This window comes from Lacticaseibacillus thailandensis DSM 22698 = JCM 13996, from assembly GCF_001312865.1.
Taxonomy (GTDB): domain Bacteria; phylum Bacillota; class Bacilli; order Lactobacillales; family Lactobacillaceae; genus Lacticaseibacillus; species Lacticaseibacillus thailandensis.
Window position 1 is genome coordinate 440412 of record NZ_BBER01000001.1, and the last position, 20552, is coordinate 460963.

The window sequence follows — 20552 nt, forward strand, 5'->3', positions numbered from 1 at the left end:
ACCAAATTATAGTCAGATACCCATCAACATAGAATTTAGTGGTTATGGTTAAAAACACCTTAACGTAAGTAGATGTCGCGGTTGCTAAGCCCTCAATAAAAACTAAAAAGACGAATTGTCGCAAGATTAACATACCTAAATTAAGCGGCTTACCGTCACGGCGTACAATCTTGATATGCGTAATTTTTTTTACCAATTGTTTGACCTGGGTAAACTCGCCACGGTATAACCACGTAATAAAGAAAGCCAAAGGCTAGGCACAATAAGCTGGTCATTAGGGTGATATTTCTCCCAATTCCGGCATCCTCGAATACATAAAGACTGGTCATTGGTTTACTACTTCCACTGAAGATGGCGTAGACGACCACCCCTGGTAAGCCGCTCACAATACCTCCAACTACCCAATCGAATATACTGGCTAACACTCGTGCATTTCCGTAATTTGGTTGCACCGAGGTGTTTACGCGTTTTGGTGTGACTGTCAGATGAGATTTTTTTGGAGTTCCTTTTTGACATAAAACATATCCCCTTTAACAAAGAAATCAGGCAGGTTACCCATGCCTGATTTCTCCGCAATTAAAAGTCTAGATCCAAATCATCAATAAGGGCTTCATCTTCGTCTGAAATGGCTTTCTTGTTTTGGGAACGTTCCTTTTCTTTCTTCAGTTCATTTCGCTCGGCCATCTTACAGAATGGATACCAAATCAGAATTGAGAAGAGCATCTGTGCACCGTTAACAAGTAAACTGCGCCAGTCAAACGTTGCTAAATATCCTTCCAAGAAGACACCAACGTAAGGTGGGGTGAATACTGACATTTTCAGCCACCCAAGCTCATTGCCCAGGCCCCAAACGATGAGGTAATCGGTCCTAAAATTACAAATGGAATGAAAAATAGAGGATTTAATACAACTGGTGCGCCAAACAATATTGGCTCGTTAATACCAAATAAAGCGGGAATTAAAGCAATACGTCCAATCTTCTTTTGCGCAGCCGCTTTGGAAAACATGAACCAGAATACCAACCCAAACGTAACCCCTGTACCAGTAAAATTACCAAAAGCGGAATCGGGACCAGGAGTAAAGAAGTGGGTCAAAGCCAGACCGGCTTTTGCGTTTGCGATATTCTCGGCAAGGAACTGGGTTGAAATTGGCGAAGTAATTGGCGAAAGTACTGCTGGGTGAATACCAAAGAAGAATAGTAGTGCCTGCAAGAATTTCACAAAAGTGTACGCAAACGGGTTGTCCATGGAGCCAACAAGTGGTGCTAATATATTTGTGAAAATCATTGGTGGTAGTGTGTGTAGAAAATCAACACAAATTACACGTAGGATAACGAACGCAGCAACGGTAATAATCGAAATTGGAATCATTTCGAATGATTTAGATACAAAATCTGGAACCGAATCAGGCATTTTAATTGTAAAATTGCGTTTCTTGCACCATCCAAATATTTCGACCGCCAAAATGCTGCCAAACATTGATACAAAAAGCCCTTTGGTACCGAAATAGGTAACATCAACGGCACCAGCCTTAGTGAAATCAACCGCCAAAATGAGAAAACTCATCACGGCCATTGAAATACAACCGGGAACGTCAAGATGTTTGGATTCAGCCAAATGATAGGCAATTACGGCAGACACATAGAGCGCCATCATGCTCATTCCGACTGTGGATGGAATTGTGATTACATCACCATAATGGATAATCCATTGAGAAATAATATTGTTTTTGCCAATCATGTTGGGAATTGCAGATGGAATCAGAGCAAAACTACCAATAATTAGGAGCGGTGTCATGGCAACCATAGCCTTTTTTTACCGCGCTTAGGTAAATGTTTCGATCCATCCAGTCTGCAACAGGAGTGAAGTATCGGTTCATAAATGCTTCAAATTTATCGAACATCACTTACTCCCCCCGTCCTGCTCTTTATTCTTTATTTCTTGTTTACGCTGAGCAATTAATGCCTCCTTAACTACCGTCGCACCATCCATAGAGCCATAGGTCTCTTGTGGAATGATAACGTAGGGAATGTTTCTAGGTTTAGTCACAGATTCAACAAAGTCTTTTTTTTGTAAGAAATTTGAGGTGCAATTAGAACGACGTCCGTTCCTTCAATTTCGGCAGGTAACTGCTCCGCTGGAATTGCTTCCAACTCAAAATTTTTTTAAATCTAGTTTTTTTTACTGTCATTGATCACTTTCTTCATACTGTCCATCATCATGGTGGTTGATAGACCGGCAACACAGGCTAAAATAATTTTCATTTTGATTACCCCTCTTTATCCCTCTTTTGGAAAATTTCAATCAATTCTTCAATCAAATCACGCGATAACTGGGCTGTCATATAATGATCTTGTGCATGAACCATCAGTAGTGTTATAGGATTTGCATCACTTCCTTCATTGAGTTCCTTACGGATCATCTGCGTCTGAATATTGTGAGCGGCAACGTCCATATCTTTCGATTCCTGTAATAATTGCTTTGCTGCGTCGTAATCGTGACTGCGTACTTTCTGAAGTGCTTCAAAAGCTTTGGATCTACTTTCTCCCGAAGCAGAAATTAAACCCATGATTTGTTTTTCTGATTCGTCCATTCCAATCACCCTTTACTAGAATTGATAAATTTTATCCACTACGTCCTGATTAAATTTATGTGCTAAGATTTCAATTAGTATACTCATTGTTTGCAAATCCTTTTCTGACGCAATTGAGTATGGATCGTGACAATACCTTAGCGGAATACCAAGAACTGCTGATGCAGTGCCACCATTCTCCAAATGAGCCGTACCAGCATCCGTACCACCGCCCTTAAACATATCCTTCTGGTACGGAATTTTGCTATTGTCGGCAGTCACTTGGAGAAAATGGAGTAACTTGGGATTTGGAATCATTGTTTTGTCATAAAACTCAATCATAGGGCCACCACCAACCTTGCGAGTATTCATAAAGCCACGATCGAGCTCCGGGTTTTTTTGCCACGTCGATAGCAAAGAATATGTCTGGACTGATAATGTTTGAAGTTAGCCTTCCGCACGTGTGCCTACCTCTTCACTTCCCGTGAAGGCTGCTACGACGTTCACTGGTAAATCGTCCTCTTCGATGGATTGCATCGCCTTAATTAGTGCGAAGCAACCCGTCCGGTCATCCATGGCTTTACCAGCTACGATGTTTTGGGATGATAATTCTCTAAACTCAGATGAAAAAAACGACCATGTTCCCAACATTCAACCCTGACTTTAAGAATTCTTTCCTTGAATTAAACCCAAAATCCACATATATTTGGTCAATATTCCCGCTTGCATCAAGAGTAGAGTTGAGCACCCCCTCTACAACCTTTCCGTGGTTCGTGGTTGCGCGAACAATTTGACTGTGTTCGGCTCGTGCTTCCACATTGCCAAGCGATTGAAGATAACCAATACCTATTTCAGAGATGTAGCGGATCATAAAACCTACTTCATCCATGTGAGCGGCGAACATAATCGTCGGTGCATCATTCACCGCTGCAGCTTTGGTGACCATCAGGCTTCCAATTCCGTCGAACATAAAAGTATTGCTATAATAAGCCAATTCTTTCTTAATGATGGTTCGAACTGCTTGTTCATTTGATGCAACTCCATCTGCGTTTGAAAGCTCTTTTAATAATCCATAATCCATTACTATTCACCCATTTCCTTTAAGATACTTATTAAATTTGGAAAAGTCGGATTGTTGTATATCTCGATAATTTTTTTGTTCATTTTGCATTAGATTGAATATGCAGTCAGAAATTCGGCTGTAATATCGGAAATCATCCCTCGCCAAACAAACCATGAAGACAAGTTTTACATCTTTCCCTTTTTCGGAAATGCTTGGCTTTACGATGCGTACACCTACTGCACTACTAACACCTTTCATCTCGATTGGATGTGGCATCGCAATTCCATTGTTATAAACGGTTGACATGTATTTTTCCCGTTTGAGCACATTCGTAACGAAATCTGAATCACCATAACCCTGTTCGACAATTTGTTTGGACATTGATTGTATGATTGTTGAATAATCAAGAGGTTGCTGTGTCGTAAACAGGTTTGCTTTAAATAGTGTTAGATAATTCTGATCAGTCGAAATCTTTTCTGGCGCTATTTGGCTTGATTCGTTGAGAAACAAAACTTGCTTGATATTCTCTATATCGCTCCTTGTTAATAGTTCCTTGATGTAAAGTATTGGCACTTTCAAACTGTGTTTTAGGGGTATGACTGAAAAAATCAAATCTGGTCCAAATGCTTCAATATCATTTTCCTGCCAAAATGAAAATGCCCTGACGTTTGCTTCTGGGAAAATACCGATAATTTGCGTCCTAATTAAATTAGACACACCTCCGCCAGTTGTACAGATCACTGCAACGCGCTCATACTTACGAATGCGTTTGTTTTTTTTCTGTTGCCTCATGATTGAGGAAATGTACGGCGATAAAGCCTAATTCGTCGTTTGAGACTTTGATGTTTAATACCTTTTCAAGGAACTTAGAAAACTTGAGGACCAAATCAAAAACGAGCGGATACCGGATGCAAAGTTCAAGTAATAGCGGGTTTTTGTAAACAACTTTTTTTTATCGATTCGCTCCAACAAAAATACTAAGTGTGTGACTAGGCCATCAACGAAATTTGTGTCATCGCTGTAATCTGTACCATTTTTAGCGTCTGTTGCTTCGAAAAAGGAGACTATCTTTGCTTTAAGATAGGTTTTGTTCACGTTTGGTTGAACGAATGTTTCACTTTGCACCGATTCATTAACGAGCATCTCAAACTCTTTGAGAATTTCTTGGGAAATATTAATCTGAAAATTTTTGGCCACATCCTTGAGCACTCGGTCTAGTTTTTTCAGAGGAACATTTTGCAAGGAAAAAAATATTTGACTCAATATCATACAACTGGTTAGTTGTTTCATGTAAAACGAGTATCTTAAGCCAGGATAGGATTGTTTGAAATTCGTAATATCCAATTCGTAGGTGGTGATCGCGAATACAATCTTCAGCAACACGTTCGTATTCGCTAAAATTACCTACACGTTCACTGACTAAACTGTCTAATGAGTTATCTCCCTTTTGGTATAACTCCAACATCAATTTTCTTATTGCGTGGTCTGAACCGATTAGACGAATTCCAAAATGACTTTTTCGTTCCAGACGCAGATTAAACGATTCGGCAAATTTATCGATTGTATTCAGTTTGGAGTAAAGAAATGTGCTACTGAATCCGGTAGTCCTCACTAGTTCACTGACTGCGACGTATTCCCATTTTGGAATCGTTAATAACTTAATTAAGATGTCTACAACCAGCTGCTCTTCGTTAATTACCGATTCCTCTGACGATAAGGTTGCTAGAAATTGTTTGAACTGTTTTTTTATCTATCACCTCCAAGGAATATCCACGCCCATATTCACTTAATAACTGATATCCATGTCTTGGTCCTGATTTTTTTAATGAACGATAATTCTTTTTGCACGGTGCGTCGAGAAACTTGTAGAGACTCAACAAAATAATTTAAGGGAAGAAACGACTTTGTTTGAGATAATTTTTTTTAAAATTACGTATGTGCGCATCTACCGTCGACTCCTTTGTCTACATTCATAGTAAAAGCTAGCTACCATTTATAACAGAAAATTGTTTGCACAAAGAAGTGCAAGGATTAGCATAAAGGCCCTATAACTGATAATCTTGTTTCACTTATTTATTGTATGTACGATAATAATTACAAAAAAAGGTGATAATTTTCCTAAATCACTATTTAACCGATCAAGAAATGGTAACAGTTAAATACAGTAAAAACAGGTAAAAGTACGGTTGAGCAAGGTACAAACATCCTTATTTATCGCAAAGAATACGGCATTGACGTTATAAGTCAATAACAATTATATAAATACTTTCATGAACGCAAATTTTTTTGGAAGATCACCAGCTGGGGCGCATTACCGAACTATGTGAGGTCGGCTTACGACACTATTTTCAAGGACTGTTGACTAGTTTTTCAAAATGATACTGATACATAGACGTCGAAATTCTGATTGCTCTCGTTGTGAATAACAAAAATCCCTCCACAGTCGTCAAATGAATTATTGTATTTCATCTGATAACCATAAAGGGATTATCGCAGTAAATTTATGTGTTTATCTGCATTTTTAATTATTGAATCTTCTACAGTTCATTGAACTCGCGCTGCGCCTGCTTGATTGCCTGTACCGTGCGTAGATTACGCTTTTCCCACGTAATCAGCACGCGGTCCATGTACTTAAGCGAGTAAGCTTGATTGAGCACCGCTTCGCGTAATGCCAGCGCCACAACTTCCGGGTCGTAATGGTCCTCGTTGAGCCACGCCCGGATGGTTTGTTGCTCAATCGGTGTGAGCATCCGCCCAAATTCGGTTTCCACCTGCTGTTGGAGGTGGCGAACTGGGTCGACGGTGGTCGCTGCTGGAGCGCCCGCACTGTGGTCGGCGGCCGGCTCAGCGTTGGTCAACCAGTGTTTGATCAACGGTTTGGTGTCGTACACGTCGGTCATCCGCCCGCGAGCATCAGTGCCGGTGCTGATGGTGATGGCCCCCTTACTGACCAGGTTGGCCACGCAGTGGTTGAACTCGGTCGTGGTCATCTTGGTGGCCTGGGCTAGTGCCTGCAAGTTTGGCGCGTCCCGGTGATGTTGCACGTAGCGGTCAATGTACAGGTAAGCGAGCAACTCGTCCCGGGTCAGCGAGGAGGCCGCAAACTGGCTAAAGAGCAAGTCTGAAAAGCTAGTACTTCCTGCCGTAAGCAAATCATCAATGGAACTCATTACTAACTCCCCCTCAAATGTCACAGTGGCCGCAAAGCGTTAACTTTGCGGCCACTACTGTCATTAATAATTACGGCTGCAAACGGTTCAACATCCGTGGGAACGGAATCGTTTCGCGCAGGTGGTCTGATTTGCAGATCCAGGCCAGGAACCGTTCAAGTCCCATCCCAAAGCCGGAGTGCGGCACGCTACCATATTCGCGCAGATCCAGGTACCACTGGTAGTCTTCCTGACTCAGGCCGGCCTTTTTGATGGCCGCGGCAAGCTTATCGTAGTCAACTTCACGTTCGGAACCACCAATGATTTCCCCGTAGCCTTCTGGCGCTAGCAGGTCCGCACATACGTACACGTCATCACGGCCTTCTGCAGGCAACATGTAGAATGGCTTGATGCTCTTGGGGTAGTTGAGAACAAAGACGGGCTGTTCAAACTGGTCGGACAAGTAGGTTTCTTCGGGTGAACCGAAGTCATCGCCCCACTTGGTGTCAAAGCCACCCTCCTGCAACATATCAATAGCCTTATCGTAACTGATGCGGGGGAACGGCAACTTCGTGAACTTCTTCAAGTCTTCTGGATCACGGTCCAGCAACTTCAAGTCGTAGCCACAGTTGTCGATGACCTTGCTGACCAGGTAAGCCACGTAGCGTTCCTGAATCTCCAGGCTTTCATCCTGGTGCATGAACGCCATTTCTGGCTCAATCATCCAAAATTCGGTCAAGTGCCGGCGTGTCTTACTCTTTTCCGCCCGAAACGTCGGACCAAAGCTAAAGACCTTGCCAAACGCCATGGCCCCCGCTTCTTCATACAACTGGCCACTTTGACTCAGGTAGGCATCGTGGTCGAAATAATCAATGTGGAATAGCTCGGTCGTGCCTTCAGGAGCCGACCCAGTCAGAATTGGTGGGTCCATCTTGATGAACCCTTCCTGGTTGAAGAATTCGTAGGTGGCCCGAATGACTTCGTTACGAATGTGCATGATGGCAAAGGGCCGGCGACTCCGCAGCCACAGGTGACGGTGGTCCAGCAGGAATTCGATACCGTGTTCCTTTGGCGTGATGGGGAAGTCCTCACTGGTGCCGACGACCTCAATGTCCTGGACCTGAATTTCGTAGCCAAAGTGGCTACGCGCATCCTCATGGATCTCGCCGGTGACCCAGAAACTGGTTTCCTGACGTAATTCTTTGGCCTGCAGGAATACCGCTTCACTCACGTCATTCTTCCGAACGACGCCCTGGAAGAAGGCAGTCCCATCACGCAACTGCAGGAAGGCAATTTTCCCGCTACTGCGCTTGTCAGTGAGCCAAACCCCAATTTTGACGGTTTCGTTCACGTGCTGTGGTGCTTCGCTGATCGTAATCTGTTCTGGCATGTTGCTAATCTCTCCTAATCGTTTGCAGTATGTGGTGTGCTGGAACCCGTGACGAAGTCCTCAATCCGCTTTGCAGCTTCGAGCAAATTGTCCTTGGCGGCGGCGTAACTAAGTCGGATGTAGTTTGGATTACCAAACGCACGCCCAGGAACAACGGCGACGCCCGTCTTCTCGAGTAGGTCCATGGCAAAGCTGTCGGCGGAATCGTAACCCAAATTAGTCACGGCGTCCTTCACGTTGATGAACAGGTAGAAGGCCCCAGTTGGTTTCTCTGCCAGTTTGAAGCCCGGGATACGGTTGAATAGCGGGTAAATTGTGTTCAGCCGGTCTTCAAAAGCCTGCCGCATCTTTTCGGTGCTACTGCCGTCACTATTGAAGGCGGTAATGGCGGCGTACTGACTAACCGCCGCCGGATTACCAGTGGCGTGGCTGCAGATGGTGGCCATGGCTTTAGCCACTGGTGCCGGTGCCGCAGCGTAACCGATACGCCAACCAGTCATGGCAAAGGACTTGGAGACCCCACCGATGAGGATGGTGTTGGCGCTGATGGCCGGGTCGAGGGACAACATCGATGTCGCTTTTGCCCCATTGTAGACCAAATCACTGTAGATCTCGTCGCTCACAATCATAATGTTGTGACGCAGAGCCCAATTGCCAATGAGCGTCAGTTCCTGCTTGTTGTAGATTGTCCCACTAGGATTCTGGGGACTATTAATGATGATGGCTTTGGTGTGGTCATTGACAACGCGGTCCAGGTCGTCAACGGTGACCTTGAAGCCATCACTAGCGGGGGCCGCCTGCGGAACCCCACCGGCTAACCGCACTTGTTCAACGTAGGAAACCCAGCCCGGCGTTGGGACAATGACCCCGTCACCGGGATTGAGGATGGCGTTAAACAAGCAGTACAGGGCAAACTTAGCCCCATTGGTGGCCACGATTTGGCTAGCATCGTAGTGGTAACCCGTCCGCCGCTCGATTCGGTGACTGATGGCGGTACGGAGTTCCGGTAAGCCGGTGGCCTGGGTGTAAAAGCTGGCCTGGCCGGCATTAATGCTGTCAATGGCCGCCTGTTCGATGAACTTCGGCGTCTCAAAGTCCGGCTGGCCCATGGTCAAGTTGATGACGTCAGCCCCGGCGGCTTTGAGTTCATTGGTCTTCTGGCTCATTGCCAGCGTTGCGCTGGGATTGACTTTGGCTAAGCGGTTCGAAACTTGCATAAAGCACCTCCAAATGATGGTTGACCCTATATGTTTTTAATTAATTCAACTTGCTTACCGGTTCGGAAGGAATACGAGACGTAACCAAGGCGGCCTTGCTTGGTCTTGTAGGCGACGTCCCAGACCAGCCGCTTGCCTGATAACGCAAAGCTGCGCTGATCACCCGTTGCGGGTCATGTTGCTTCCAGGTTGCACTAAGCGCCTGGTTGCGCGTCGTCCCGGCATTTTGCCGGACAACGTGGATGGCACCGTTCTTTTGCTTAATGATCACGTACACGGCGTGGTGGTTGCGCTGGCCCGCGACGGTGAGGTAGCTTTGATCGCGCGTATTCCACCAGAAGCCATCAATGTGCGTGACCTGCGCGGAACGGGTCGCAATACTTTCCGCCTGGCTGCGTAACTTGTTGTAGGGATGCATGGCCTGTTGGAAGAAGATGATGACCGACAGTACGACAACGATGATGCCGCTACTAGGCCCATCTCCGCCAACGTTCAGAACTACGATTGTGCATGAACAAATTCCTTTCGCATCGGCTTATGAACCGATGATACTACTTTTTTTGGTGTTGATTTGTGGTTGGTTGCGGATTTAGTTGTGCGCCGCCGCGGCCGTCGCTTCTTGGTAGTCGTGGTGGGTTGCTTCTGTGCTGTGCCTGACTTGACTGTAGCCTGAGTAGGCTTGGCTTTGGTCCCCCGCCCCGTTTGTGGTTGTTTAACGGCGGACTGAGGCTTGTGTGTGCGCGGCTTACGTGTGGTGGTTTTGGCCGGAGTGCGTGCGGACTGCTTGTCCGCCCCCTTCTTGCGTGCCTCATCCGCCTTGGTGGTCACGGCCGCCGCCTTTTTGGTGTTGCGCCGGCGCGGCCGGCGGTTAGGGGTGGCCTTATGCTCCTCTAACAATTTCTTGGCGGCAGCCTGTTCCTCCTCGTCGGGGGTCAGCCAACGCTCCAACGCGTCCGGCATGGCGGCCAGCGGTAACAGGTCGGTTGTCACGGACGGCAGGGATTTCTGCATCCCCCGCCCGTAACTGGTCCGCGTCAGCCGGTCGTCCAGCACGATGAAGACCCCCCGGTCACTCTCGCGCCGAATCAGCCGCCCGAAGCTTTGCCGCAACCGTAATGTGGCGCGCGGTACGGCGTCCTGTGTGAACGGATCCGCGCCACTAGCCTTTATATTATCATACCGGGCCTTAATTACGGGGTCGTTAGGCATATCAAAAGGTAATCTTGTTAAAATGACGGTTTCAAGTTGCTTGTCCGGATAATCGACGCCCTCGAAGAAGCTAGCAGCGCCAAGCAGTACGCTATTGCGGCTGACGGCAAAGCGCCGCGCAATGCGCGCCGCCGACCCCGTGACCCCCTGCGCGAGGATCTCCTTACGGTCGGCAATGGGCCGACGGTTGAGCCGTGCAAAGACGTGCCCAATCACCGTCAGTGAATTGAACAGTACCAACGTCTGGTGTTCGTTATCAGCCAGCCGCTCAATCGCGTTGGTCAGATAATCCGCGTATTGCTTCGCGCTCAGGTCGTTAATGTGCGGCGCATCAGCGGCAATCATCACGCGTGCCTGCTGCTTGTATTTGAACGGACTACGCAACGTCATCACCTGGGTGTCCGGTAGTGCCGGGTAGCCCAACTGGTTGGTCAAAAATTGCGCGTCTTTGCGAATCGTCAGCGTACCGCCGGTAAAGACAGGCGCGGTGAAGTTGCGCAAGAGGTTCTGCAAGTGGTCGCGGACGTCAAATACCCGCCAGTTGACGTTAAGGCTAGTCAGATCGTCGGGGTGCCGGAGCGTCAGGCTTGGTACGGCCACCTGGGCGTCCGTCAGGAGCGGATTGTGTTCCGTGAGCGCGGTCATGGGTCCTAGCTGCTCGGATAAGCCGGCGGCGACGTCCTCCAGGTGCTGGAAGGTGCGAATATCGCTGGTCAAAAAGTGGTTTTCGTTTTGGGTGTAGTCCGTCAGTAACGTGTCGGCAATCGTCAGGATCTGGTTGCTGAGGCCTAAAATGTCCTGGGCGACCGGAGTAAACCGGTCAATAATCGTTTGGATGTCGGCGTGCGACAGGTTCAATTCCATAAACCCGTTGTGGGGTCGTTGCTGGTGGGCAAAGTAGTGGTGGAACAGTCGGGTTTGGATTCCGGCGACCAGATTGAGGGCTTTGTCCGTGGCCAGCTGCAAACTGCGTAACTGGTAACTCATGATCTGGTTATCCGCGTAAATTGCGGCCAACCCCCGGGTGTCCGGGCCACCAATGATGCGGTCAAATTGGTTGAGCGCGTAGTGTAACTTTTTCAGGTTCAGGCGCACGGTAAACGCGTTGGCAGCATTTTCGGCGAAGTGCTGGGCTTCGTCCACTACCAAGAATGGTTGACCACTGAAAGCGTCGTCGGTGTAGTGGGCCGCCAGGTACGCGTGGTTGGTGACCACGATGGCCGCCGCATCCACCCGCCGGAGTGCGTTGCGGTAAAAGTCCACCTTGTAGAACGGGTTGCTGTATTCGGTACCAAAATTACCCGTATGTTGAATCCGGACGAAGAAGGCACTCTGCGTACTAGCGGTGTGCAATTCGTCCAGATCACCCGTTTTGGTACTAGTCAGCCACACTAGAATCTGCATTTGTAGTACCAGACTGATACCCTTAACCTCGCTGTCGTGCAGTGTGGTCGCAAACTTATTTAAGTCAATGTAATGCCGCGGACTCTTGAGCGTGACCGCGTCGACTGGGTGCCCTACCAGCTGTTCGACTAACGGAATCGTACTATTCATCAACTGGCTTTGGAGCACCGTGGTCGACGTGGCGATGATGACCTTGTTATCGGGGGTGGCCACAAAGCTGTACGGAATGAGGTAGCCTAGTGACTTGCCTAGTCCCGTACCGGCTTCAATCACTAGTGGCTGTTGGTCGTTCGTCGCGTTAGCGTACACGCGATCCATCATCCGCGCTTGGGCGTAACGGAAGCGCAGCTGGCCCCCGGCACGTTTGATCATTTTGCGCTTGGCAGCTTCCTTAGCTGGATATTCCTGTAAACCACGGCCAGCCCGAGCAGCGCGACTTTGCCGTTCGGGTGCGGGGTTGGCAATGACGACCCCCCGCTTCATCAGGTAGTGACCCGTGAGTGGCTGGGCGTCACGAGCCAGGTATTGTAAGTATTTACCGGTCTGTCGTAATAACCCCTGCCCCAGGCGGGCGAGTTGTTGCTGCGTCGGTCCCGGTAATTGCCGGAAACGGCGGCTTAGCTCAATTAACAACTTGGCAGTGCTGACCGCGTCGCTGTCCGCTTGGTGCGGATTATTGTGCTGAATGTTCAGTAAGTGCGTCAAGTCGGACAGCCGGTAACTGACCGAGTTAGGCAGTAAAATCTGCGCCAACTGGACAGTATCCAGCGCATCATTCGCGAGGGTACGCAAACCAACCCGTGCGAACTCGGCGTTCAAGAACGGGTAGTCAAAGTTAACGTTGTGCGCCACTATCACCGTTTCGCTGAGCATTTGCCTCAGGACTGGTGCAATTTCGTCAAAGTAAGGCGCGGAGACCAAGTCCTGTGGGTGGATCCCCGTCAAGCGCTGAATGGCGACCGGAATCCGCGAATCGGGGTTCACCAGTTGGGAGTACGTCTGAATGACTTTGTGGTGCTGAATTAGGCACAACCGATCTGAATGATCCGGTCGCCGGCTTCGACGTCGGTGCCGGTAGTCTCAAGGTCGATTACTGCGTAGATGGTGTCTGCATCCATATATTTATCACCTAAATCAAAGCAGCCCGTGGTCCACAGTTAAGGCTCACGTGAGCTGTTATTACTATTTATATCATACGCCCCTTGTACAGCTAGTGCTACCACGGTGTTCGTTTCGAGCAGCACCAGCCGTAACCCTATCACCGGTGCGGGTTGGATTTGCCGCAATGCTAGTGCGTACAGGTTCAGTTGGCCGCTGTACTTGGTCACGATGGCGTCCTGCTGGTGGCCGACGTGGTCCGTTTTGTAATCATAAAGGATGACCCCGTCCGGTGTGGTGACAAAGCCATCCATGATCCCGTGAACTAACAGGTTTTGTTCGTCGTTGCGCATGGCCGGGAACACGTCCCCCGCCGGCATGAGCATCGCAAATGGCACTTCGCGCTGCACGGTGTCCGGCGTTTGCAAGAGCGTTTGCCCCAGTGGGGTGGTGAAGAACGCCACAATGTGGTCGATGTTGACGTTCCGGCCGACCGTAGCGGTAATTAGTTGCCGGTCGACAAGGTCCTCAATGACGCCCGCAACATATGTGGGCGTAATGGCAACGTGTAAGTCGAGGCTCTGCATGACCTGGTGGGTCGCGGTCCCAATCGCCGCGGCACTCGGCCGCGCTTCCACGCCCCCGGTGATAAACTGCGGGGTCGCGAACGGTTCAACGTAACGTCGGGCCGCTTGGCCATCATTGAGCACCTGATGGCCACTCGTTTGCGGATCCGCGTGGAGTTCAGTTAGTGATGGGTCATCAAAGAGTCGCTTAATTTCCGAGACCGCCTGGAACCCGGTCGTCTGGGTTGCGGCCGCATATGGGTACTGAAAGCTAAACCATTGGTCAACATCAACGTCCAGTGGTGGTTGGGTTACCGCCAGTTGGGTTTGCGCCCCACCCGCCACTTTGGGATGGGTGACCCAATTAATGGTGAACATAGTTGGGTCATCGACCAGACCGACTAACGGGTCCGTTTGGTCGGGATAGTGAGGGTGCCGTACGAGGCTGGCCCCAATCAACGCCAGCAGTGACGCGGCCGTTAACCGGTTGTAAGCCGGTAGTACGAGGTCGTTGGTGTTAGCCAACTTACGCCAACTTTGCTCTAATCGTTCCCGGGTAGCACCGTAACCCACGACATACAGGTGTTGTTCCGCTCGGGTGAGCGCCACGTACAAGACCCGTAGCGCTTCCGCCTGTTCGCGCCCATCACGGTCCTGGCGCGCCAATTCGTACTGTGGCAGCGGAATTTGTACGCGGGTATCCTCCTGCAGCCATTGAATGCCAATTTGGCCACCAGACAGGATGGCTTTGCTATCACCACGATTACTGTTGCCGTGCAGGCTGCGACTACTATTCATCAAGAAGACCACGGGGAACTGTAGCCCCTTGCTCCCGTGAATGGTCATTAGGTGCACCGCGTTGGTATCCGGATCAATGGTAACCGGTGTGTCGAGGTCTTTATCCCGTTGCTGCATCAGTTCGATGAAGTGAACAAAGGCAAACAGGCCCCGGAAACCACCCTCTTCGTAAGCGTGGGCCCGATCGTACAATGCACGCAGGTTGGCCTGCCGCTGTGGCCCCCCGGGCATCCCCCCAACAAAGTCGAGGTAGCCAGTTTCTTGGTAAATGGCCCAGATGAGGTCCACCAGCCGGTTACTGCGGGCCAGGTCACGGAACCCGGTCAATTGTTCCCGAAACTGCATCAACTTATGGTAGGCGCTCGTGGTGGTCGCGTCCGCGGTGGCGGCGTCGTACTGGGCAATAAAACGCGTCACCGCGTCGTAGTACGCACGTGCCGATCCGCCAGGCGGACGACTGCCAGTTCGTCCGCCGTCATCCCCACCATGGGCGACCGCAACACGGCCACCAGCGGGATCTCCTGGAGTGGGTTGTCGATTACTTTGAGCAGTGACAGCATCACTTGTAACTCGGTGGTCTTGAAGTAGTTTTGCGCATCATTGATCACGATGGGGATACCGGCCGCGGCAAACTCCTCCTGAATTTGAAGGTTTTGGCTACGGGTGGGCACCAGCAAAGTGATGTCCCGGTATTCCAGGTTCCGGTAGGCACCCTGCTTACGGTCGTAGAGCTGCTTTTCTGGATGGGCCATCAACGCCTGGATGCGGTTGATCACCATCCGGACCTGACCAATATCCTTGTCGAGATCAGCGTTGGCCGCTGCGTCCTCTGCATCATCCGGAACGTACAATAACAGTTCGGTGGCGGGGGCAAAGTCACTGGGAATGTCGGTCGCGCCTAGCTTCAGTTCCTCCCCACCCTGGTAATCAATGTCCCCCACCGTTCGGTCCATAACCTGCCGAAAGATGAGGTTGGTGAAGTCCAGGATGTTGCGCGAGGAACGGAAGTTTTCCGCCAACGTGATCCGTTCGCCGTCCGTGACGTTGCGGGTATTGTCCGCCGACGCGGTGCTGGGTGTATAACGGGCGTACTTGTCCAAAAATAGCTGTGGTGCGGCTAAGCGGAACCCGTAAATACTTTGCTTCACGTCCCCCACCATGAAGCGGTTGCCTGGTGCCGGGGTGGACACGCCGCTGAGGATGGCTTCCTGCAGGGGGTTGGTGTCCTGGTACTCATCCACCAGACTTCGTCAAACGCGTCGCGGTAGATCTGGCCGACCGTCGTGCCGGTATCAGGGTCCGCTTGGTCCAGGATGGTGCGGGCGGCCTGTTCGATGTCGCCAAAGTCGAGGACGTGACGCCGTTGCTTTTCCGCCCAGTAAGCGTGCTTGAATTCCAGGCAGACATGGCTGAGTTCCGCCACCAGGTCGTGCCCGGCATCCAGGGCGGTAGCCAAGTCGTCGGTGTTGAGGCCAAACAACGGCACCAGCCGCTGCTCAAAAATCTCCTTGGCCTGGTCACGCAGAGCTTGGCATCATTTTTCGTTGCCTTGACTACTTCGTCCGTGACTTTGCCCCCCGGCCAGCGGCCCCAGTCGACGTCGTCGATGGCGTTTTGCACGGCTGCGTAGTTCTCACTTGGTAATGTCCGCGTGGCGATGGCGGTGAGGGCTTGAACCTGGGCGAGGTTATCCGCCACTTTGCTCAGGGTGGGTTCCGCCCCTACCAGGTCTGCCGCTTGGCGTAACAGCTGCTCCACCTGCGTCATGATGGGGGTTGCTGCCTGCCGTAATTGGGTCATTAACGGCCCGTCTGCCCCCAAATTGTGCGCGTAATTATCAGCGAGACCCGCAATCCAACCGTCAGGTCCGTGGTAGTCTGCGCGTATTCATACACGCGCATGACCAGGTCGCCGAGTGGGTCGTCGGAGCGGTCGGTACCAAAGTTAGCGCTCAGGGCCCGAAATTGTGCGGCCGATGCGGAGCTAAAGAACACCTCACGCAGGTCGGACCAGACCCCCTCCTGAATCATGATGGCTTCGGTGGGGTCCGCCAGAATGCGGAAGCCTGGATCGAGGTCGATCGTATAGTAATATTGCTGCACGACTTGGAGGGCAAAGGCGTCGATGGTACTGATTGGCGCACTGGCCACCAGTCCAATTTGTTGTGCCAGATGGTGACGGGTGCTGTCGTCCATCTCTTGGCGGTGCGCCGTGAGCTCGTGCTTGAGGGCTGTCGTGATCCGGTCCTTCATTTCGGCGGCCGCGGCGTTAGTGAAGGTCACGACCAGCAGCCGCGTAATGTCTTGTCCCTGTAACACGGATTGGAGGACCCGCTCCACCAGGACGGTGGTTTTACCCGAACCCGCGGAGGCTGACACGAGGACGTTATGCCCGTGGTGCGTAATGGCGGCTCGTTGACTTGCTGTAAAGTTTGCCATGTTGGTTACCCTTCCTGCTGTGCGGCCCGTTCCTGGGCTAGCTTAGCTAATACTTCGTCTAACGACATCGGCGTCAACTGCCGGTACCGGTTGTCGCGTAACGTTGAATCAAACTGCATGATGGCGCTGTAGTCGCTGCTGGTGATGACGGTCGCCTGCTGGTCGGTCCGCGCCGGTGCCAGTTCGAGGTGCCCGGCGAGAATAGCTGCGGCCGCGGCGATAATGAGCTGTTCGTTGTGCCAAAGCAGGTCGGCCAACTGTTGTTCACTGACCGCCTTCACGCGGGCGCCCAACTTTCCGGCCTTGGTGAAATTCAACGGAAAAATGTCCGATGTTCCCGGCTGGTCTGGTGTCACCGCAGTATCAAGGTTGGTGATCCCCGTTCCGTTGACCAGCAAACCGTCCAGCTTGAAGGCCGCTGCTAAGTCAGGTTGGCGCTCCGGTGTGAATTTCAGCCGCGGGTTTTGCAGGTGCATGAAGACCCCCGCAGCGGGTGCCAAATGGGGCTCGTATCCGCGTAGCACCGCGTCAATGTACGTTAGCATTTGCATCCCCAACCCGTAGTAGGCGTCCTGGGCACTGAACGAATGCTTACTGGATTTGTAGTCAATGATCACGAACCCCGGTTGTGGTGCGGACATCATGGTGTCCAGCCGGTCAATCCGGCCGCGGACCAACACGGACTGGTGGTCCGGTAACGGCAGCTGGATGGCCGGTAGGTCGTGGGGTTTACCAGGAAAGCCAAAGGTCAACTCGGTATCGTGAACTTTGAATCCGGACCGTTGTTGTTCGTGGCGGACCGCGCGTGCAGATTGGGTCAACAACCGCGTCAACAGGTCGCGGATAAACAACATGCGCTGACTACTGGTCAATACTTCAAAGCCGGGCTGACCACTATGGTCGGCGACCAGTTGCCGCACCATGGTGTCCAGTTGTTCATCGGTCAGATTATCGATGCCGCCAACATCAGCAGCCTGGCGGTTGAGCTCATCCAGGACGGCGTGGAACAACGTCCCAGTGTCAGCCGGTGTTAATTCAAACTCCGGCCGGGGTGCGAGACCCAGGCCGTACTTGAGGAAGTATTCGTACGGGTTCCGGTAGAACGATTCCAATCGGGAGATGGACACTTCGAGATGATTGCCATACAACGCGTGCGCGAGTTGCGGCGACAGGTGCCCCACCGCGTTGGTGTAATCCAGACTACCTAGTAACTTTGCTGACAGCGCCGCCAAGCCGTGTTGCCCAATGGCATCAATCGTTTGTTGCCAGGCCGCTCCCAGGTGGTTGTGGGTGTCGCGTAGTTGCCGCGCAACTTGCACCGCATCGGTCAGGGTGCTGCGCGGCGTACCCACCACGGCACTCAACGGCGTCGTGGGTTGGTGGCTTGCCAAATGGTCCACTGGAGGTGTCCTGCCGCTTGTAGTCCCACTGCGTACGGTGAGGGGTCATTATCGCTATCACTGTGGACCGGATAACTGATGGTCAGCTCCCGACTACCCTCAACAAACGCAAGGTAATTCAGGAACGGTTCGGTCAGTGCGGTGTCAGCACCCGCGTCGGGTAAAAAGGTCCCCGCCGGCAGGTACGGTGCTAATACGTGCCGGTCGTCGCTGGATAAAAGGTTGTTATCCGTCACGGCGTCGGGCATTGCGGTACTCGTGGCCCCAATAACGTAGACATACTTTGCGTGCTGGCGCCGCGTCAACCCGGTTTCCGACACGATCACTTGGTCCAAGGTGGAGGGAATCTGCGTGTAGGTGGCGTTGGCGAACCCGGCGTCGATCATCTCGTTAAACTGTTCGACGGTGGTGGGTTCGTCACCCCACGTGCCCACAAAGTCGTCTAGAATATCACACAGTACTTGCCAAGCCTGTTCCCCCGCCTGCGCTTGCACGAGGTTACCCGCATCATTTTGGGCGTCACGCCAAAGCGTCAACTGGTCGATCACCCCGCTGGTCGTCAGTAATTGGTATAAGGCCGTGGCCATCTCGCGCCCAGTTTGGGCTTGGTGCAGTGCGTGAAAGAACGGTGGAATGTTGGTGGCCACCAGGTCCTTAATGGTGTTGATGCGGGCCGTGTTGGCCGCGTCGGCTTCACTCACCTGGCCGTCGTCGTTGTCGGGGTTGGCATGCACGCGGAAATACTGCCAAGGAGTGGCTTGCACCCACTGTGAACCGTACATTCCCGTCCGCAAAATGTGGTTTTCAGTTACGTCCACGTCATACCGATAGGTCGCGATGGGCATGCCCGCTGGCACTAGCAACTCCGTCCGTAGTAGTTGCAACGTATTTTGGTAGTCATAATTATGCGCGAGCATACCAAACAGGCTGTCGATAAACACCAACAGCGGGTGGTTGGTCATCGCGCGTTCATGGTCGATAAAAACGGGCAGCGCAAATTCATGCGCGACCGCTTCGAGGATGGTTTCATAGGGCTTGAGGTGACGGGCGACAATCAGAAAGTCACCGTAACGGGCCCCGGTTTGCTGAACGCGTTGCCGGATGGACCGCGCCACTGCGCGTAATTCGCTGTACGGGTCGCTCGCCTTGGCGAGGCGCACCCCGGTAAAGTCGTCCCCAACCGGCACGTCTTTGAGTGCCGTGGCATTGATCCAGTAGCGTTCGGTGGCATGAATCCCACTGGCGACCAGGCGGGCCGGCGCACTCGTGTCCGTTTGTACGGGCACCCCGTGGGTGCGTGCTGCCTGGTACAAGCGGTAGTACAGTCGCTTGCCCGGGAAAAACAGGTCGGGTGCGGTCGGCGCAGTGGTGGCGGCATGATCCGTCGTGATGGCAACATGCACCGCAGCGGCCCGCTGCATCAACTCCACCACGATGGCTTCTTCACGGGCCGCGAGAACGTTAAAGTGGCTAATGAAAACGTACGTGTTGGTCAAATCACGTTGGTGCAAGTGCTCTGCCAGCGCCTGGAGCAGGTCCGCGTTGCTAGTGGTGTTGACGGTGTCGCCTTCGTAGTACCGCAAGATGGTGGCAAGATCCCGTAACTTGGGCAGGTGCCGGTCGTTAGCAGGCATCGTGGCGAGGGCGGCGTCCAGATCAGCGGCGGTGACCCCACCCATTTGGAGTTCGTTGAGCTGTTGTACTAGGCGCGCGGTAAACCCCTGGTGGTTCCGTTCACCGGCAAAGATGCGCAGCTCGTCCTCGTGGTTGCGCATGATTTTGGCCACGCGCATTCCGGCCGCGGCTGGGGTCAGCCGTGGCTGCTGGTAAATGGCGTCAGTGTTGAGGTAGTACCACGCTAACCGCGAAAAACTCATGACCTGCAGCCGGCTTTGGGCAAAGACGCGGTCGGTCGGTCGCAACTGCTGGTGCAATGTTGCTAGGACCTGGACTTCGGATTCAAACTTAATGTGGTTGGGCACTAGATACAAAACGTCCGCATCCGGATGGGTCCGTAACGTTTGGGCGACCTGGTCGATTAGCGCCCGGTCGTGATCGGCTGTAGCCGGGCCAATAATAAAGTGTAGTGGCATGGTGATACCTCCATGGGTTTAATACGTTCAACGGGGTGTGGGCATAATTATGTACTGGTACGCAATGGTGACGGTGATTTGCAACAACTTGGGAGTGAACATGCAAGCCTGTCAGGCCTGTCAGGAGAGCGTTGCGGCTTCGACTTCTAGTCTATC

Annotated in this window: 20 protein-coding genes and 2 pseudogenes; all 22 read right to left on the minus strand. The window is 51.6% G+C overall.

Going from position 1 to position 20552, the window contains the following annotated elements:
- Positions 1 to 155 precede the first annotated feature (155 nt).
- The 22 genes and pseudogenes from JCM13996_RS12725 to JCM13996_RS02255 all read right to left on the minus strand — a co-directional run bounded on the left by JCM13996_RS12725 (position 156) and on the right by JCM13996_RS02255 (position 20396).
- A complete protein-coding gene (locus JCM13996_RS12725) occupies positions 156 to 452 on the minus strand; it encodes an RDD family protein (protein WP_369395675.1) in 297 nt (98 codons plus the stop codon).
- 124 nt (positions 453 to 576) lie between these two features.
- A complete protein-coding gene (locus JCM13996_RS11440) occupies positions 577 to 816 on the minus strand; it encodes a hypothetical protein (RefSeq protein ID WP_225353413.1) in 240 nt (79 codons plus the stop codon).
- Positions 817 to 818: 2 nt separating this feature from the next.
- Positions 819 to 1805: a PTS sugar transporter subunit IIC gene (locus JCM13996_RS02175; RefSeq protein ID WP_225353414.1), complete on the minus strand. Its 987-nt coding sequence runs from the start codon at positions 1803 to 1805 to the stop codon at positions 819 to 821.
- 365 nt (positions 1806 to 2170) lie between these two features.
- The gene (locus tag JCM13996_RS12730) at positions 2171 to 2263 is read right to left on the minus strand and encodes a PTS sugar transporter subunit IIB (protein WP_225353415.1); all 93 of its coding nucleotides are present in this window, start codon (positions 2261 to 2263) and stop codon (positions 2171 to 2173) included.
- A gap of 5 nt (positions 2264 to 2268) precedes the next feature.
- A complete protein-coding gene (locus tag JCM13996_RS02185; RefSeq protein WP_054749421.1) occupies positions 2269 to 2592 on the minus strand; it encodes a PTS lactose/cellobiose transporter subunit IIA in 324 nt (107 codons plus the stop codon).
- A gap of 15 nt (positions 2593 to 2607) precedes the next feature.
- A pseudogene (locus JCM13996_RS12735) lies at positions 2608 to 3222 on the minus strand (zinc-binding metallopeptidase family protein).
- Positions 3191 to 3652 (minus strand): zinc-binding metallopeptidase family protein, encoded by a 462-nt coding sequence (locus JCM13996_RS12220; protein ID WP_156321818.1) that lies wholly within the window; start codon positions 3650 to 3652, stop codon positions 3191 to 3193. The pseudogene JCM13996_RS12735 and the gene JCM13996_RS12220 overlap by 32 nt, the downstream one beginning before the upstream one ends.
- Positions 3653 to 3658: 6 nt before the next feature.
- On the minus strand, positions 3659 to 4426 hold the full coding sequence (locus tag JCM13996_RS02195; protein WP_082383760.1) for a PTS sugar transporter subunit IIA: 768 nt from the start codon (positions 4424 to 4426) through the stop codon (positions 3659 to 3661).
- Positions 4392 to 4520 carry a PRD domain-containing protein gene (locus tag JCM13996_RS12740; RefSeq protein ID WP_369395676.1) on the minus strand — a complete coding sequence of 43 codons (129 nt, stop codon included), beginning with the start codon at positions 4518 to 4520 and terminating at the stop codon, positions 4392 to 4394. Before JCM13996_RS12740 ends, JCM13996_RS02195 begins: the two co-directional genes overlap by 35 nt.
- Positions 4481 to 4924, minus strand: coding sequence for a hypothetical protein (locus tag JCM13996_RS02200; RefSeq protein ID WP_156321819.1), 444 nt, complete (start codon positions 4922 to 4924; stop codon positions 4481 to 4483). The genes JCM13996_RS12740 and JCM13996_RS02200 overlap by 40 nt, the downstream gene beginning before the upstream one ends.
- Positions 4809 to 5384: a helix-turn-helix domain-containing protein gene (locus tag JCM13996_RS12745; RefSeq protein WP_156321842.1), complete on the minus strand. Its 576-nt coding sequence runs from the start codon at positions 5382 to 5384 to the stop codon at positions 4809 to 4811. Before JCM13996_RS12745 ends, JCM13996_RS02200 begins: the two co-directional genes overlap by 116 nt.
- A 787-nt stretch (positions 5385 to 6171) precedes the next feature.
- Positions 6172 to 6804, minus strand: coding sequence for a DnaD domain-containing protein (locus JCM13996_RS02205; RefSeq protein ID WP_054749424.1), 633 nt, complete (start codon positions 6802 to 6804; stop codon positions 6172 to 6174).
- A 70-nt stretch (positions 6805 to 6874) separates the two neighbouring features.
- A complete protein-coding gene (gene asnS / locus JCM13996_RS02210; RefSeq protein ID WP_054749425.1) occupies positions 6875 to 8173 on the minus strand; it encodes an asparagine--tRNA ligase in 1299 nt (432 codons plus the stop codon).
- 14 nt (positions 8174 to 8187) lie between these two features.
- A complete protein-coding gene (locus JCM13996_RS02215) occupies positions 8188 to 9390 on the minus strand; it encodes a pyridoxal phosphate-dependent aminotransferase (protein WP_054749426.1) in 1203 nt (400 codons plus the stop codon).
- 40 nt (positions 9391 to 9430) lie between these two features.
- Positions 9431 to 9808 (minus strand): cell wall elongation regulator TseB-like domain-containing protein, encoded by a 378-nt coding sequence (locus JCM13996_RS02220; RefSeq protein ID WP_054749427.1) that lies wholly within the window; start codon positions 9806 to 9808, stop codon positions 9431 to 9433.
- Between the two features lie 515 nt (positions 9809 to 10323).
- Positions 10324 to 13121: pseudogene (locus JCM13996_RS02225) on the minus strand (helicase C-terminal domain-containing protein); the annotation flags it as partial.
- Between the two features lie 39 nt (positions 13122 to 13160).
- Positions 13161 to 14882: a 3'-5' exonuclease gene (locus tag JCM13996_RS02230; protein ID WP_054749428.1), complete on the minus strand. Its 1722-nt coding sequence runs from the start codon at positions 14880 to 14882 to the stop codon at positions 13161 to 13163.
- Positions 14879 to 15706, minus strand: a complete 828-nt coding sequence (locus JCM13996_RS02235) for a UvrD-helicase domain-containing protein (RefSeq protein WP_054749429.1) — start codon at positions 15704 to 15706, stop codon at positions 14879 to 14881. Before JCM13996_RS02235 ends, JCM13996_RS02230 begins: the two co-directional genes overlap by 4 nt.
- Positions 15610 to 15951 carry a hypothetical protein gene (locus JCM13996_RS11090; protein WP_162205161.1) on the minus strand — a complete coding sequence of 114 codons (342 nt, stop codon included), beginning with the start codon at positions 15949 to 15951 and terminating at the stop codon, positions 15610 to 15612. The genes JCM13996_RS02235 and JCM13996_RS11090 overlap by 97 nt, the downstream gene beginning before the upstream one ends.
- A gap of 313 nt (positions 15952 to 16264) precedes the next feature.
- Positions 16265 to 16903 (minus strand): UvrD-helicase domain-containing protein, encoded by a 639-nt coding sequence (locus JCM13996_RS02245; protein ID WP_054749431.1) that lies wholly within the window; start codon positions 16901 to 16903, stop codon positions 16265 to 16267.
- 5 nt (positions 16904 to 16908) lie between these two features.
- Positions 16909 to 18303, minus strand: coding sequence for a PD-(D/E)XK nuclease family protein (locus tag JCM13996_RS02250; RefSeq protein WP_054749432.1), 1395 nt, complete (start codon positions 18301 to 18303; stop codon positions 16909 to 16911).
- Entirely contained in the window at positions 18264 to 20396 is a 2133-nt protein-coding gene (locus JCM13996_RS02255; RefSeq protein WP_054749433.1) for a PD-(D/E)XK nuclease family protein, read from the minus strand. Before JCM13996_RS02255 ends, JCM13996_RS02250 begins: the two co-directional genes overlap by 40 nt.
- Positions 20397 to 20552 lie beyond the last annotated feature (156 nt).